Annotated in this window: 8 protein-coding genes and 1 pseudogene; 3 read left to right on the top strand and 6 right to left on the bottom strand. The window is 68.2% G+C overall.

All coding sequences use genetic code 11. The features are described from left to right. Nucleotides 1-183 (top strand): annotated as a pseudogene (locus tag Q8Q88_RS01350) (methylcrotonoyl-CoA carboxylase); the annotation flags it as partial. A 2-nt stretch (nucleotides 184-185) separates the two neighbouring features. Further along, nucleotides 186-2,078: a biotin carboxylase N-terminal domain-containing protein gene (locus Q8Q88_RS01345; protein WP_305673401.1), complete on the top strand. Its 1,893-nt coding sequence runs from the start codon at nucleotides 186-188 to the stop codon at nucleotides 2,076-2,078. A gap of 6 nt (nucleotides 2,079-2,084) precedes the next feature. On the opposite strand, the gene Q8Q88_RS01340 is transcribed toward Q8Q88_RS01345, so the two are convergent. Together Q8Q88_RS01340 and Q8Q88_RS01335 are read right to left on the bottom strand one after the other, a co-directional pair. After that, on the bottom strand, nucleotides 2,085-3,509 hold the full coding sequence (locus Q8Q88_RS01340; protein WP_305673400.1) for an MBL fold metallo-hydrolase: 1,425 nt from the start codon (nucleotides 3,507-3,509) through the stop codon (nucleotides 2,085-2,087). Nucleotides 3,510-3,513: 4 nt separating this feature from the next. Beyond that, entirely contained in the window at nucleotides 3,514-5,442 is a 1,929-nt protein-coding gene (locus Q8Q88_RS01335) for a hypothetical protein (RefSeq protein ID WP_305673399.1), read from the bottom strand. A 162-nt stretch (nucleotides 5,443-5,604) separates the two neighbouring features. Here Q8Q88_RS01335 and Q8Q88_RS01330 point away from each other — a divergent pair, with 162 nt between their 5' ends. Then, nucleotides 5,605-7,131, top strand: a complete 1,527-nt coding sequence (locus Q8Q88_RS01330) for a hypothetical protein (protein WP_305673398.1) — start codon at nucleotides 5,605-5,607, stop codon at nucleotides 7,129-7,131. Here Q8Q88_RS01330 and Q8Q88_RS01325 read toward each other — a convergent pair. From Q8Q88_RS01325 to Q8Q88_RS01310, 4 genes are all read right to left on the bottom strand, one after another. Then, nucleotides 7,112-8,410: a polysaccharide lyase family 1 protein gene (locus tag Q8Q88_RS01325; RefSeq protein WP_305673397.1), complete on the bottom strand. Its 1,299-nt coding sequence runs from the start codon at nucleotides 8,408-8,410 to the stop codon at nucleotides 7,112-7,114. The two genes, Q8Q88_RS01330 and Q8Q88_RS01325, sit on opposite strands and share 20 nt — an antisense overlap. Continuing rightward, nucleotides 8,407-9,984, bottom strand: a complete 1,578-nt coding sequence (locus tag Q8Q88_RS01320) for a family 43 glycosylhydrolase (RefSeq protein ID WP_305673396.1) — start codon at nucleotides 9,982-9,984, stop codon at nucleotides 8,407-8,409. Before Q8Q88_RS01320 ends, Q8Q88_RS01325 begins: the two co-directional genes overlap by 4 nt. A gap of 11 nt (nucleotides 9,985-9,995) precedes the next feature. Continuing rightward, entirely contained in the window at nucleotides 9,996-12,800 is a 2,805-nt protein-coding gene (locus Q8Q88_RS01315) for a TonB-dependent receptor (protein WP_305673395.1), read from the bottom strand. A gap of 203 nt (nucleotides 12,801-13,003) precedes the next feature. Beyond that, nucleotides 13,004-14,113: an S-(hydroxymethyl)glutathione dehydrogenase/class III alcohol dehydrogenase gene (locus Q8Q88_RS01310; protein ID WP_305673402.1), complete on the bottom strand. Its 1,110-nt coding sequence runs from the start codon at nucleotides 14,111-14,113 to the stop codon at nucleotides 13,004-13,006. Nucleotides 14,114-14,168 lie beyond the last annotated feature (55 nt).

Raw genomic sequence — 14,168 nt, 5'->3', positions numbered from 1 at the left:
GCGTTCAAGGCCCCGGTCCGCGACAAGTACGAGACCGAAGGCGACCCCTACTTCGCCACCGGCCGCCTGTGGGACGACGGGATCATCGATCCCGCCCAGACCCGCGACGTGCTCGGCCTCTCCATCTCCGCCGCCCTCAACGCGCCGATTCCGGAAACCCGGTTCGGCGTCTTCCGGATGTGACCATGATCAAGAGCATACTGGTCGCCAACCGGGGCGAGATCGCCCGCCGCATCTTCCGCACCGCCCGCGAGATGGGGATCGCCACCGTGGCGGTCTATTCCGAGCCCGACGCCGACGCGCCCCACATGCGCGAGGCCGACCAGGCCGTGCTGATCGGCCCGGCCGCCGCGCGCGAAAGCTATCTGGTGGGCGAGAAGATCATCGCCGCGGCCAAGGCCACCGGGGCCGAGGCCATCCACCCCGGCTACGGCTTCCTCTCCGAGAACGCCGAATTCGCCGAGGCGGTGGCCGCCGCGGGCCTGATCTGGATCGGCCCGCCGCCCTCGGCGATCCGCGCCATGGGCCTGAAGGACGCCGCCAAGTCACTTATGGACGCCGCCGGCGTGCCGGTCACCCCGGGCTATCTCGGCGAGAACCAGGACGAGGCGCATCTGAAATCCGAGGCCGACCGCATCGGCTATCCGGTGCTGATCAAGGCCGTGGCCGGCGGCGGCGGCAAGGGCATGCGCAAGGTCGAGAAGGCCCAGGACTTCGCCACGGCCCTGACCTCGTGCAAGCGCGAGGCTTCCGCCTCGTTCGGCGACGACCGGGTGCTGCTGGAGACCTATGTCACGCGGCCCCGGCACATCGAGGTCCAGGTGTTCGGCGACGCCCACGGAAACGTCGTCCACCTCTTTGAGCGCGACTGCTCGCTGCAGCGCCGCCACCAGAAGGTCATCGAGGAGGCGCCGGCTCCCGGCATGAGCGACGCGGCCCGCGCCGCCGTCACCTCGGCCGCGGTCAGGGCCGCCCAGGCCGTCGGCTATGTGGGCGCCGGCACGGTGGAGTTCATCGCCGACGCCAGCGAGGGCCTCAAGCCCGACCGCATCTGGTTCATGGAGATGAACACCCGCCTGCAGGTGGAGCATCCGGTCACCGAGGCCGTCACCGGGGTCGACCTGGTGGAATGGCAGATCCGCGTCGCCTCGGGCGAGCCCCTGCCCCTCACCCAGGACCAGATCAAGCTCACCGGCCACGCGGTGGAAGCGCGGCTCTATGCCGAGAACCCGGCCGGCGGCTTCCTGCCGTCCATCGGAACGCTCGAGCATTTCCACCTGCCCGACGACCTGATCCGCGTGGACACCGGCGTCGAGGAAGGCGGCGAGGTCTCGCCCTTCTACGATCCGATGATCGCCAAGCTGATCGCCCACGCCACCACCCGCGAGGGGGCATCCGACCTGCTGGCCCAGGCCTGCAGCGAGGTGGAGGTCTGGCCGGTCAAGACCAACGCCGGCTTCCTGGCCCGTTGCTTGGACCACCCCGACTTCATCGAGGGCGACGTCGACACCGGCTTCATCGAGGCCCGGCTGGAGGCGCTCGCCGCGCAACCCGCGCCCTCGCAAGCCGCCCTGGCCGCGGCGGCCACGGCGGTGATCATGGGCGAGGACCGGCTGACCAACGAGCCCGCCTCCCCCTGGCATGAATTGATCGGCTTCCGGGCCAACGCCGCGCCGTGCGACACCGTGCGGCTCTATCTGGACGGCCACGGCCTCGACGGCTCGCTCTCGGTGGAGGAGCTGACCGACAACGTCCTACTCACCGACGACGGCGAGGTGGTGGTGTTCGACGCCGGCGAGGCCTTCGTCCTGACGCGGCGCCCGCCGGTGGCCGACGCCGCCCATGCGGCCGGCGACGGCGGGGTCCGCGCGCCTATGCCGGGCAAGGTGGTGGCCGTCAGCGTCGCGGTCGGCGACAAGGTCCTGCGCGGCCAGCCCCTGCTGACCCTCGAGGCCATGAAGATGGAGCACGCGCTGACCGCCCCCTATGACGGCGAGGTCGAGTCGCTCTCGGTCTCGGTCGGTGACCAGGTCACCGAGGGCTCGATCCTGGCGCGGCTGGTGGCGAAGGACGGCTGAGGCGCCTCAGACCAGGGCGTCGTATTCCACCCAGAGGTCGCCGGGACCGGTCCGCACCCGCGACTTCTTGAACGCCGCCTTGTCGGTTGGCTGGTCGCCGCGCAGGACGCGGCCCTTGGTCTTCTCCAGCAGGCGCTCCAGCAACGGCGGGAAGGGCATGTTCCAGCCCTTGGTCCCCTGCTCCCGCGCGACGCTCTCCACCACCGGGATCATGGCGACGAGATCGGGGCTCGCCATCAGCTCCAGGCCGTCCTTGCGCAGGGTGGCGTTGTGGCTGCAATGGTGGCCAACCTTGTAGAACACCGTGCGCGACAACAGGTCGGCAGCGGCGGTGGCGGCCGGACCGTAGGTCTGGTCGTGCCACGAGAGCCAATTGCCCACCTGGGCGTCGGCGGCGAACAACAGCACCTCTCCACCGGGGGCCTCGAAGGCCAGGACCAGGCTGGTGTTGTTGGTGTCGGAATCGAGCTTCAGCGCCAGGGCGCCAGCCATGCCCAGCCATTCGGCGTCCACCCGCCGCCAGTCGGGCGCGGCGTAGTAGGCCGTCTTCAGCCAGTCGACGTCCTGTTCGATCTCCTCCATTTCGTGTCCCGGCCGGGACCCGGCCTGGACCCGTTCGGGCGTCAGGCCATGGCGGGGCGCGAAGGGCCGCTCGGGCTCGCCGTCCTCCCACGCGCCCTCCGCCGCGCTCAGGAGTTGATCCGCGGCGCTGAAGCGATCGAGATAGGTCTCCTTCTCCTTGCCCGGGTGGTGGGACGGGAGGTCGTGATAGAGGCGCTTCTCGGTGCGCGGCGGACCCAGGACATAGGCCTTCAGGCTGGCGGCCCCCGGCGTGCCCTTGACGTCGCCCGGCTCGAGGAACTCCACCTTTCCGCCGCCCGCGCGCGTCACCTCCTTCAGCTTGCGCATCACCACCTTGCCGGTCAGCCGCTCGGCCGCCCCCAGCACGCCGCCCGGCGGGTCCACCGGCCCGATGAAAGCCTCCAGCCCGCCCACGATATCGTCGGCCCCCGGGACGCCCGCCGCCGCCAAGGCGCTTGCGCGGTCGACCGCCATGGCGACCGCCTGCTTGGCCTTGTTGAACTTGAGGTTCAGGGCGTCGGCCTGCGGATCGCCTTCCTTCTCGGTCCAGGCCATCCAAAGATTGTCGATCTTCAGTCCGCCCTCCAGGAACACAGCCCTGGCATGGGCGAAGCCCGAGATGTGGTCGTGGTGTTCATGGGTTACGACCAGGAGGTCCAGCCGACCGCCCGTCGCCGCCACGACGTCGGCGGCCACCGCCTGCATCTTGGCCTTGTCGCCCGGGATGTTCTGCAGGATCCCGCAATCGATCAGGATATGGCTCACCGACTGGCCGGACTTCAGGCGGATCAGGAAGCAGTCGCCCAGCAGGCCCTTGTACATCCGGACGGTGGTGGTGGTCTTGGCCATGCCCCTAGCCCCGATGCAGCATGGCGAAGGGCTCGTGTCCGTCCCGTTCCCCGAAATAGACGAAGCCAAGGTCGCGATCGGCCCCGCCGCGCAGATAGTCGCGTTGCGCCTGCAGCCGCCGATCGTCGTCAATCCGCTTGCGGACGGCGTAGCGGATCTTGCCCTCGCTGAGCTTCATCACCGAGTCATAGCGGATCAGGCTGGCGCGCAGGTCGACCAGCAGGGTGGCGCCGCCCCGATAGATGAAGTCGAGCGCCTTCGGATCGCCCTCGCCGCGATCGGCCCTGGCCTGGGCCTCGGGATCGAAGAAGCCGCGCCGAGTCTGGGTGATCTCCACGACCAACTGGCGGATGTCCTGGCCGTCGGGGCCGGCCCGGCGGGCGATGCGCACGGAGTGGACCTCGACCTTCGGGGCGCCGGTCTTGGCTGATCGCTCAATGGTCATCGGCGCGTCGGGGCCGAGGCGGATTCCCAGCATCCGCTCCCATTCCGGCGTCATGTCGTCGGTATGGGTCAGCCACCGCCAGACGGCGACCTGGTTCTTCTGGGCCTGGTCCCAGATCGCTTCGCGGCTGTAGAGGGTCTGGAGATCGAGGTCCGGAACCAGGTCGCCGAAATAGATCCCGGCCAGGCTCGCGTCCCAGGCGTCCGGGGTCTCCCACAGCAGGCTGTCGGGCGCCATCGACAGGCAGCCCTTTGGAAAGATGCCCCGCCGGCGGAACGCCTCGGCGATGGCCAGGCGGTAGTGCAGCCGGTCGTCGGGGATCAGGTCGGCGTCGGCGGTGATCATGGCCCGCAGGAACTCGCCGAACCGGATGTCGATGGGCGGCACATAGTCCAGCGCCCGTACGCAAACGCGCAGCAGGTGATCGGCGGCCTTCATCGCCTCAGCGGCCAGCCGCTTGACCATGTCCGGATGCAGCTCCTCGCCCAGCGCCGTGGTCTGGGCCAGCCGCATCAGGTCGGCGGTGCGCCGTTCGAATATGGTGACGAAGGCGTCGAAGATCGCCGCCACCAGGAACGAGCCGCGCTCGTGGGGCTCCTCGGAGTCAGCGTAGCGCTTCGGCGGCTTGTCTCCCGTTCCGTCGCCGGTCCCCTCGATGACGATGGCCTCACGCAGGGCGCCCATGCGGCCGGTGGCGTCGCCGAACTGATGGGCCAGGCCGGTCAGCAGGTTGCGGGTGCGCAGGCGACCGCGGACCTGGGCCAGCTGCTGTTCCACCGCCTCGGTCATGGTGAAGTGCTGAAGCAGGGCCACGATGTCGGCGAAAGCCTCGTGGAAGGCCAGGGTGTCCAGGCTGGTCGGCTCGATGAACCGGCGATGCACGCCATCCAGGATGGCGTGAGTGGTCTCGTGGGCGATGATGTCGTGCGAAAGGCAGGTGAACACCCAGCCGTCCGGCAGGCCCGCGGCGGTCTGCGAGGCCTTGAAGTAGCCGAACAGCAGGGCCTTCTTGTCGGGGCTGTAGTAAGCGTTGCGCTCGCGCAGGGCGTGGGGGTGGATGCGCAGCTTGCGTACGAAGCCGTCATTTGGCTCGCCCCGTCTGCGCGACCACAAGACCTTGCGGCCCAGGGCCCGCTCGAAATGGCGGATGGTCTTCATGGCCACCGCATAGACCATCTGCTGATGGAACTGCGGGCGGCTCTCTGAGGGCGGCAGGCCATCCTGGGCCAGCAGGATGGAGGCGGTGGGGTCGAGGGGCTCGTAGAACAGGCCGCTCGACGGGTCGTAGTCGACCACCTCCAGATACTCGCCGCTGGGACCCTTGCCGAGCGGCTCCTCCCAGGGCTCCTCCCAGGGCAGGCTGATGACGGCGTCATTGACCAGGGCGGTGTCGAGCGAGGTCGAGGCCAGGGGGTCGAAGGCGTAGACTCGGAACCGCCGCGACGCGGGGATCGGATAGTCCGTCCTGACGCCAAGCTCACTGCTCATCGCGCAAGCCCCCAAGCTGAAGCCCAAACTTGCCGCCTGGTCTCACTCAAAGTCAACCGGACCGTGCCGGATTAACCATCGCGCGGCTGGATTGCGAATTCCAGCTTAACAGCCGGACGCGACAGGTGGATGATGGCGCCCGCAACAGGCGGAGGGCGGGTCATGGCGCAGGTCGACCTAGGCGGTGGCGTGGTCGTAGAGACGGCTGAGCGAATCCAGGTCCGGAGGGTCGCCGCCGACGCGGCCCTGGCCGCGGCCGTCGAACCGGAGCGCCAGGCCCTCACCGGAGCCCTGGCGCTGGCCGGCTTCGAAGTCGCCGCCGAGATGGACCTGCGCGGCAAGCCGGGCGCCGGGGTGGGCCTGGCGGCCTCGGCGGAGTCGCCGAAGATCAAGGCCGACGTGGCGGCGGGGGAAAGCGCCGTCGTGCTGCTGGAGGGCCAGGGCGGGGTTTTCGCCTGGGGCTATCCGGATCGCCAGCCCGGCGTCGCCCTTTCCGCGGACGGCGCGCGCACCCTGACCTTCACCCTCGCCCGTCCCCGCCAGGACGGCGCCCTGGGCTTCGGCCTGTCGGACCTGCGGCGCGGCCCGATCTTCAACTGGCTGGTCGACAAGATGGTCGATCCGGTCCGCGCCTATGTCTTGAAGTTCGCCGCCGGCAAGATCATCGACGTGGCGGTCAAGAAGATCGAGGGCGACATGGCCACCGGCCTGATCGGCATGGCTGGCGGCCCCGACACCTGGATCCCGGGCCACGCGATCCCGCCGCTCGCCAAGGCCAAGCCCGCCAAAATCCTGCTGATGGTCCACGGGACCTTCTCGTCCACCGCCGGCAGCTTCACCCAGCTCGCCAAATCGCCGGACGGGCAGGCGTTCCTGGCCCATGCGCGGGGCGCCTATGACGCCGTTCTGAGCTTCGACCACAAGACCCTGGCCGACACGCCTGAACAGAATGCGCGCGCGATCCTCGACGCCCTGATCGCCCATGGCGTGCCACCGAATTCGGCCCTGGACGCGGTGGCCTATAGCCGCGGCGGCCTGGTCTATCGCGAACTGGCCGAGACCCTGCTCGCCCAGGAACGCCCGGACATCAAGCTCGGCAAGGCCGTGTTCGTCGGCTGCACCAACGGCGGCACCAACCTGGCCGAGCCTGAGAACTGGGAGGCCATGGTCGACCTCTACACCAACATCATCCTGGCGGGCGCGAGGGCCGTGGCCTTCGCCTCCGGCGCCGGGGTCGCGGTCAATCCGCTGGTGGATTTCGGGATCAAGACGCTTGGCCGCTTCCTGCAGAGCTTCTCGGAGGTGGCGATCAGCGACCGCCGGGTCCCGGGCCTGGCGGCCATGGAGCCGGACGGCGCCCTGGTCGGCAAGCTCAATGGCGCGGCCGGCGGCCTGGACCGGCTGGCGACCTACCATGCGGTCACCTCGAATTTCGTCCCGCGCTTCGAGCCGAAGAATGGCATCTCCAAGGAGCTCGCCCAGGCCCTGCTGGACAGGATCACCAACCGCCTGTTCCAGGGCGACAACGACCTGGTCGTCCACACCAAGGCGATGACCCAGTTCGGGACCCGCCAGTCCCGCCTCGCCAACGCCGCCGTCCTGCCGGTCGGCTCGGGGGAGGACATCTATCACACGGTCTATTTCACCTCCGACGAGGTCGCCCGTCAGCTCAGGGCCTGGCTGACCTGACCGGCTCCATGGTCGCCAGGTCCCAGGCGGACGGATCGAAGGCCCGCCACGTCGGCGCCGGCGCCGGATAGCCGCCCACCGCCTGTTCGCTGTCGCGGACGGCGCCGGTGCGGGCCGCGACCTCGGCCACGATGCGCGCGTCGATGGCGTCACGATCCCAGGGTCGAGCCCCGGCCTCGCGCAGGACAGCCGCTTCCACGCCCCGCGCAGGCCTGGCGGCGAGGCCCGCCGGCCAGTCCCCCGGCCGCGCCAGAATCGTCGGGACAACGGTCGAGCCACCGAAATTGGTGACCTGCGGCAGGGCCGCGCCGTCGCGGCCGAACGCCAGGTTGTCGGCCATGTGCAGGCCGATCGGCCCCTGGCCGCCCACGATCATCACCGCCACGCCGTCGGCGGTGGAAGGGCCGGCGCGCAGCACATTGCCAACCAGAGTGACGCGGGCCTCCTGGTGGGGCTGCTCGCCCCACTCCTTGGCGTGCAGGTTGAAATGCGCCGCCCTGCGGCCCGGATCGTAGATCAGGTTGTTGATCACCGCCCCGCGCGCCCCGCCCTTGAACAGCGGATTGCGCTCGCGGTTGTGGGCGTAGAGGTTGCCCGCGATCAGCACACCGGTGACGTTGTCGTGCACCAGCGAGCCTTTGGAGTGCTCGCCCTTTGAATGGGTGGCGTGCGACAGCCCTTCGGCGACGATGTTGTTCGAGAAGGTGATCCGGTGCGAGGTCGCCGCCCGCCAGTCGTCCGGCGTCGCCCCCTCGAACCGCGGGCCGGAGGCTGACAGCCCCTCGTCCGTCGCCCAGGAGAACGAGCAGTGGTCGACGATCACGTCATGGGCGCGGTCGGTCGCGAGCCCGTCACACTCCCAGCCGCTCTGCTTGGCCGCCCCAGCCTCGCCCGGCCGGACGCGGATGTGACGGACAACCACGTCGTGGGTGGCGATTGTCAGGCCGCCGCGGATCAGGGTGATCCCAGGCGCGGGGGCGGTCTGGCCGGCGATAGTCAGGAACGGCTGGCGCACCTTGAGGCTCTTGGCGCCCAGGTCGATCACCCCGCCCACCTCGAACACCACGATGCGGGGCCCTTTGGCGGCCAGCGCTTCGGCCAGCGAACCCGGCCCCTCGGCCGCCAGGGTCGTCACCTTGAGGATCGCCCCGCCGCGACCACCAGGCGTCGCCGCGGCCCAGCCCAGGGCGCCGGGGAAGGCGAGCTGCGTCGACGCCTTGGCGAGGGTCGGCGTGGCGGCGAGCGCGGCGCCGACGGCCAGAAGCTCCCGGCGTCTCACAGGGCTCGATAGGTGAAGTTGCGGAATCGGGCCTCGCCGGACCCGGCGGAATAGAGCCCCGGCCGCAGGGCCAGGAACCCGCCGCGTACATTGTGGTGGTAACCGGAGACTTCCATCTGGCGGTCGAACTTGCTCCAGGTCCGGCCGTCGCGGCTAGTGTGGAAGCTGACGATATGCCGGTCGTTCCGCATACGGATGAACATGCGCCGTCCGTGGGGATTGGCCGGCCGTCCCCGCTCCTGCCCGTACTGGTGGGTGACGAAGGCCTTCTCGTCGAAACCCAGGCCGCAGTAGAGCTGGCGGTCATAGTGCAGGACCACCCCGGCGGTCCCACCTGGCGCGATCTCGATCTCCACCTCAACCTCGTAGGCGACGTCGCCGGCGATGCAGACCAGCGGCGCTGAGTCCCGCGGAGAGGTTCCGCTGGCCGCGAGAACCAGGGCGCCGTCCCGGCGGGTCACCCGCGCCGTCTCGTTCGGCCCAGGCGCCTGGAAGCTCCACTGCACCCCCAGCCGGTCGGCGGAGAAGTCGTCCGACAGCGCCATGCCATGCGCCACGCGCTCGCCGCCTGGCATACGGATGGGCTTCGACAGGTCGCCGCCCCTGGCCCGGAACCAGCCGTCGGCAGTCCATTCGATCGGGTCCAGCAGGCACTGACGGCCCAAGGTCCAGAAGCCGTTCTCATAGCCGTGATAGACCATCCACCAGTCGCCGCGCGGGCCCTCGACCAGGGTGGCGTGGCCGCGCGACCACCATTTCTCGTCGGCGCTGCGGGTGCGCACGACCGGATTGTTCGGATCGTTCTCCCAGGGGCCGTGGATCGACCTCGATCGCGCGACGATCACCATGTGCCCGGTGGGCGGGCCCGCCGTGCCGCCCACGGCGGTGATCATGTAGAACCAGTCGCCCCGGCGCATCACCTTGGGGCCCTCGGGCGCGAAGCCCTCCACGTCCCATTCGACCGGATAGCGCCAGGGATCGTAGACGTGCTCCACCGCCCCGACCGTGGAGAGCCCGTCATCGCTCAGTCGAACCCGGTCGCCGCCGGACAGGAACAGGTAGCGCGCGCCGTCCTCGCCCACCGCATGGCCGGGATCGATGTGCTTGGGCAGGTCGAGGTCGACCGGCTCGCTCCAAGGGCCCTCGATGCGATCGGCGGTGATCACATAGGTCGAGCGCCGATCAGGGAAACGGGCGGGGATATAGATGTAGAACCGCCCCTGGTGCTTGATCAGCTCCGGGGCCCAGACCGAGCCGATATTGGTCTTCAACGCCGCCGTCACCGGGGTCCAGTTCACCAGGTCGCGAGAGCGCCAGATGACCAGGCCCGGATAGGCGTCGAAGGTCGAGAAGGTCATGTAGTAGTCGGCGCCGTCCTTCAGGATTGAAGGATCGGGATGGTCGCCGGCCAGGATCGGATTGAGATAGGTCCTGTTCCCGAGGTCAGCCTTGCGCTGCCCCTCGGGCCCTTGAGCCCAGGGTCGTTGCACCGGCGCGGCCAGCGCCGGGAGGGCGGCGGTCGCCGCACCGATCGCGAGGGTTCCGAACGCCCCCCGGCGCGTGACCGCCGACATCTCAGGCTCTCCTAGAACTTGTAACGGACGCCGACATAGTACTGGCGGCCGGTGTGCACGTATTCCTCCGAACTCTCGCGCGTCGACGAGATCCAGCGGTCGTCGAACTCGTCGGTCAGGTTGATCCCCTCGAAGGTGAAGGTCACCTGGTCGGACAGCTTGTAGGTCGCCGCCACGTCGACATTCAGGGTCTTGTGCTTGCCGCGCACGTCGTTGCCGTTGCCGCCGGGCACCGTCGAGAGATAGCCGGCCCGATACGAGGCCGAGACCCGCCCGGTCAGCCGGTCGGCCTCGTAGTAGAGCGTGGTGTTCCAGGACTTGGGCGACAGGCCCACCAGCGGCTGGACGACCGAGGCACCCGTCGCCGCATTGGTGATGTACTCGATGTCGGACTTCACGTGGGTGTAGTTGACGATGCCGCCGAACTTATCGAACGGCGCCGGCAGGAAGGTGAACGGGCGCTGCAGGCTGATCTCATAGCCTTCCAGCTTGCCGCCGTCGGTATTGACCTGCTGGGTGACCGTGAAGATCGTATCCAGGGTGTTGTTGTTCGACAGCAGGCTGGCCGGCAGTCCGGTCTCGCGGAACGGGATCGTCGTGGAAGCTGACTGGATGTAGCTCTTCAGATCCTTGCGGAACAGGCCGATGGTGAACTGGGTCTCCGGATCTGGGTACCACTCAAACGACAGATCGTAGGTGTTGGCGCGGATCGGCTCCAGCATCGGGTTGCCGATTCTCAACGTCTGGGCCGCGTTGGTGATCGAGCCGCCCGGCGTCAGGTTCGGAAGTTGCGGTCGCGACATCACCTTGGACGCGCCGAAGCGGACGAAGATGTTCTCCCGCGGCTCCAGCACCAGGTTCAGGGAGGGCAAGGTGTCGTCGTAGTCGCGGACCACGGTGACGAAGTTGCTCCCGACGAACCCGCGCGAGACCTGGTCGGTCTTGGCCTGGCGCACGCCGACATTGCCGCGCACCGGCACGCCGGCGATCTCGGTTTTGAAGTCGGCCTGGATGTAGAGCGACAGATCCTTCTCGCGCACCGAGCGGTTGGCGCCGCGCTGGTTGTTGGGCGAGAGCCGGAAGTCACCGAACTGGTTGATGCAGTCGCAGTTGATGCCGAGCGCCGCGGCCACCTTCTCCAGGTCCGGCGACAGCCACGAGGTCGGCGTATTGCCGGCAGGAAGGTCGAGGTTGCGGCCAAAGCCGGTGACCAGTTTGGAGAGGCTGGCGATGGTGACGCCGGGCGGCAGCGGCACCGCGCCCTCGGTGATCCCACCGGTCACGAAGCGGCGCTGTTCCTTGGTGTCGAAATTGTAGTCCTTGAACAGCAGGCCGCCCTTGAGGGTGATCGACTCGTTGAAGTCGAACGCCAGGTCGACGCGGACGTTCTCCAGCGTGTTGACCGTCTTGTTCGGCCGCATGCGGATCAGCGACGCGTCGCCGAGCGCCTGAGTTGTCCCGAACGTCCAGTTCGTCGGGTCGGTGACATCGAAGCCGTAGTCGAACACCGGCAGCTTCTGGTCGGTATAGTCGTAGGAATAGTTGTCGCTGTCGTACCGGTCGAACGAGATCGTGGTCTGGATCGGATTGCGCTGGATCGACTTCGAGCGGCCGTAGATCAGCGTGGCGCGGAATCGGTCGTTGAACTCATGCTCGATGGACAGCGAAGCCTGGTTGAACTCGGTCGAGAGCTCGTCATAGCGATCCTCGGTTCGAACATCGACATCGTCGAAGGTGGCCGAGGTCAGGTGGCCTTTCGAATCGACCACCGCATTGCGCACGTCGGTCCGGGGATTGCCCTGGCCGCCGCGGCTGAAGGAGATCACCTCGAGATAGTTCTCGCGGCGCGTGCCGTCGAGGATGGCCAGCAGGCCATCGAGGGTGATGGTGGTGGAATCGGTCGGCTTGAACTGCACGGCGAGGGTCGCGCCCATCCGCTCCCAGTCATAGGTCAGCCGGCCATAGCGCGGGATGCGCGGGTGCCAGGAGGAATTGGCGTCTGAATAGGTCCCGACCGGCACATTGCATGGGCCTGGAGTCTGGAAGCAGCCGGCGGAGTTAGCCGGCACGCTGGGGTTCTCCCATCGCCCGGTGGAGGAGCCCTCCTCCAGGGTGTTGCGGGTGGCGTAGGCCAGCGAGAATAGCGCGCCGAGGCGCCCGTCCAGCCAGGTGTCGCTGACCAGGAACGTCGCCCGCGGGTCGTAGTCCTTGGAGAGGTCGTTGTAGCCGTACTGGGCGGCGGCGGCCATGTTGAAGCCGTCATAGTCGAAGGGCTTGGCCGTCGTCAGGTCGACCGTCGCGCCCAGCGAGCCTTCCTCGGTCTCGGCCGATTGCGACTTGCGCACCGTGATGCGGTTGAAAAGCTCGGAGGCGAAGATCTGGAAGTCGAAGCCGCGGCCGCGATTGGCGCCGCCGGACCCGTCCTTGCCGCCCGTGGTGGCCAGGGCTTCGAGGCCATTGACCCGCACGCGGGTGAAGTCGCTGGAAAGCCCACGCACGGTGATCGAGCGGCCCTCGCCGCCGTCACGGTCGATGGCCACGCCCGGGATCCGCTGCAGGGATTCGGCCAGGTTCAGGTCAGGGAAGTCGGCGATGTCCTCGGCGTTGATGACGTCGACGATGTCGTTCTCGGCCTTCTTGACCGCGATGGCGCTGGCCAGGCTGGCGCGGAAGCCGGTGACCACGATCTCATCGACGGTGCTCTCCTTGTCCTGAGCCTGGACCTGTGAGGCGCCGAGCGCCGCGGCCATGGCGATCGCCGAGGCGCCGGTCAAGCGCAGGGTGCGCGAAGTGGTGTTTCCGAACAGCATCGGCATGGGTTCCCTCCCGTTTCCTCTGGCCCCGCTGCATCATCTGCGCGGCTGGGACCCGCTCGCCAGACTCGCTCCAACGCGCCTGACACCGGTATCATTAGCAGACGTTTTTACCTTTGACACCGGTATCATTCAAAAAAGGCATGATCTGATGCCGAAAAACGCCAGCTCGTTACGCCGGCGTTACGGTCTCGGGAATTGGGGGGTCAGAACACCACCACGCTGCGGATGCTCTCGCCGGAGTGCATCAGGTCGAAGGCCCGGTTGATGTCCTCCAGCGGCATGACGTGGGTGATCATCGGGTCGATCTGGATCTTGCCGTCCATGTACCAGTCGACGATCTTCGGCACGTCGGTGCGACCGCGCGCGCCACCGAAGGCCGTGCCCTTCCAGACGCGGCCGGTGACCAGCTGGAACGGCCGGGTGGCGATTTCCTTGCCGGCCTCGGCCACCCCGATGATGATGCTCTCGCCCCAGCCGCGATGGCAGGCTTCCAGGGCCTGGCGCATCACCGTGGTGTTGCCGGTGCAGTCGAAGGTGTAGTCCGCGCCGCCGTCGGTCAGCGCCACCAGGTGGGCGACCACGTCGCCGTCCAGGGTCTTCGGGTTGACGAAATGGGTCATGCCGAACTTGCGGCCCCATTCCTCACGGTCGGGATTGATGTCGACGCCCACGATCATATTGGCGCCCACCATCCGGGCGCCCTGGATGACGTTGAGCCCGATGCCGCCCAATCCGAACACCACCACATTGGCGCCTGGCTCGACGCCCGCCGTATTGACCACCGCGCCGACCCCGGTGGTGACCCCGCAGCCGATGTAGCAGGCCTTGTCGAAGGGGGCGTCGTCGCGGATCTTGGCGAGCGCGATCTCGGGCAGCACCGTATGGTTGGCGAAGGTCGAGCAGCCCATGTAGTGGGCGATCTGCTGGCCCTTGTAGGAGAACCGGCTGGTGCCGTCGGGCATCATGCCCTTGCCCTGGGTGGCGCGGATCGCGGTGCACAGGTTGGTCTTGCGCGACAGGCAGCTTTTGCACTGGCGGCACTCGGGCGTGTAGAGCGGGATCACATGGTCACCCGGCTTCAAGCTGGTGACGCCCGGGCCCACCTCCAGCACCACGCCGGCGCCCTCGTGGCCTAGGATCGACGGGAAGATGCCTTCTGAATCCAGTCCGTCCAGCGTGTAGGCGTCGGTGTGGCAGATGCCCGTCGCCTTGATCTCAACCAGCACTTCGAAGGCCTTGGGCCCCTCCAGGTCCACCTCGACGATCTCGAGCGGTTTCTTGGCCTCGAAGGCGACGGCGGCGCGGGTCTTCATGGTGTCCTCGTAGGTGTTCGGCGTCGGCGCACAAAAGGGCAGGCCGGCGCTTCGG

Origin of the sequence: Phenylobacterium sp., assembly GCF_030697925.1 — a bacterium.
In the GTDB taxonomy this organism is placed as follows: domain Bacteria; phylum Pseudomonadota; class Alphaproteobacteria; order Caulobacterales; family Caulobacteraceae; genus Phenylobacterium.
This window is presented reverse-complemented; position numbering and strand designations above follow the sequence as displayed.

Excerpts from the sequence above, each read along its gene's own strand:
- Q8Q88_RS01335 (WP_305673399.1), bottom strand. The coding sequence starts at position 5,442 with ATGAGCAGTGAGCTTGGCGTCAGGACGGACTATCCGATCCCCGCGTCG.
- Q8Q88_RS01340 (WP_305673400.1), bottom strand. The coding sequence starts at position 3,509 with ATGGCCAAGACCACCACCACCGTCCGGATGTACAAGGGCCTGCTGGGC.
- Q8Q88_RS01310 (WP_305673402.1), bottom strand. The coding sequence starts at position 14,113 with ATGAAGACCCGCGCCGCCGTCGCCTTCGAGGCCAAGAAACCGCTCGAG.
- Q8Q88_RS01330 (WP_305673398.1), top strand. The coding sequence starts at position 5,605 with ATGGCGCAGGTCGACCTAGGCGGTGGCGTGGTCGTAGAGACGGCTGAG.
- Q8Q88_RS01315 (WP_305673395.1), bottom strand. The coding sequence starts at position 12,800 with ATGCCGATGCTGTTCGGAAACACCACTTCGCGCACCCTGCGCTTGACC.
- Q8Q88_RS01320 (WP_305673396.1), bottom strand. The coding sequence starts at position 9,984 with ATGTCGGCGGTCACGCGCCGGGGGGCGTTCGGAACCCTCGCGATCGGT.
- Q8Q88_RS01345 (WP_305673401.1), top strand. The coding sequence starts at position 186 with ATGATCAAGAGCATACTGGTCGCCAACCGGGGCGAGATCGCCCGCCGC.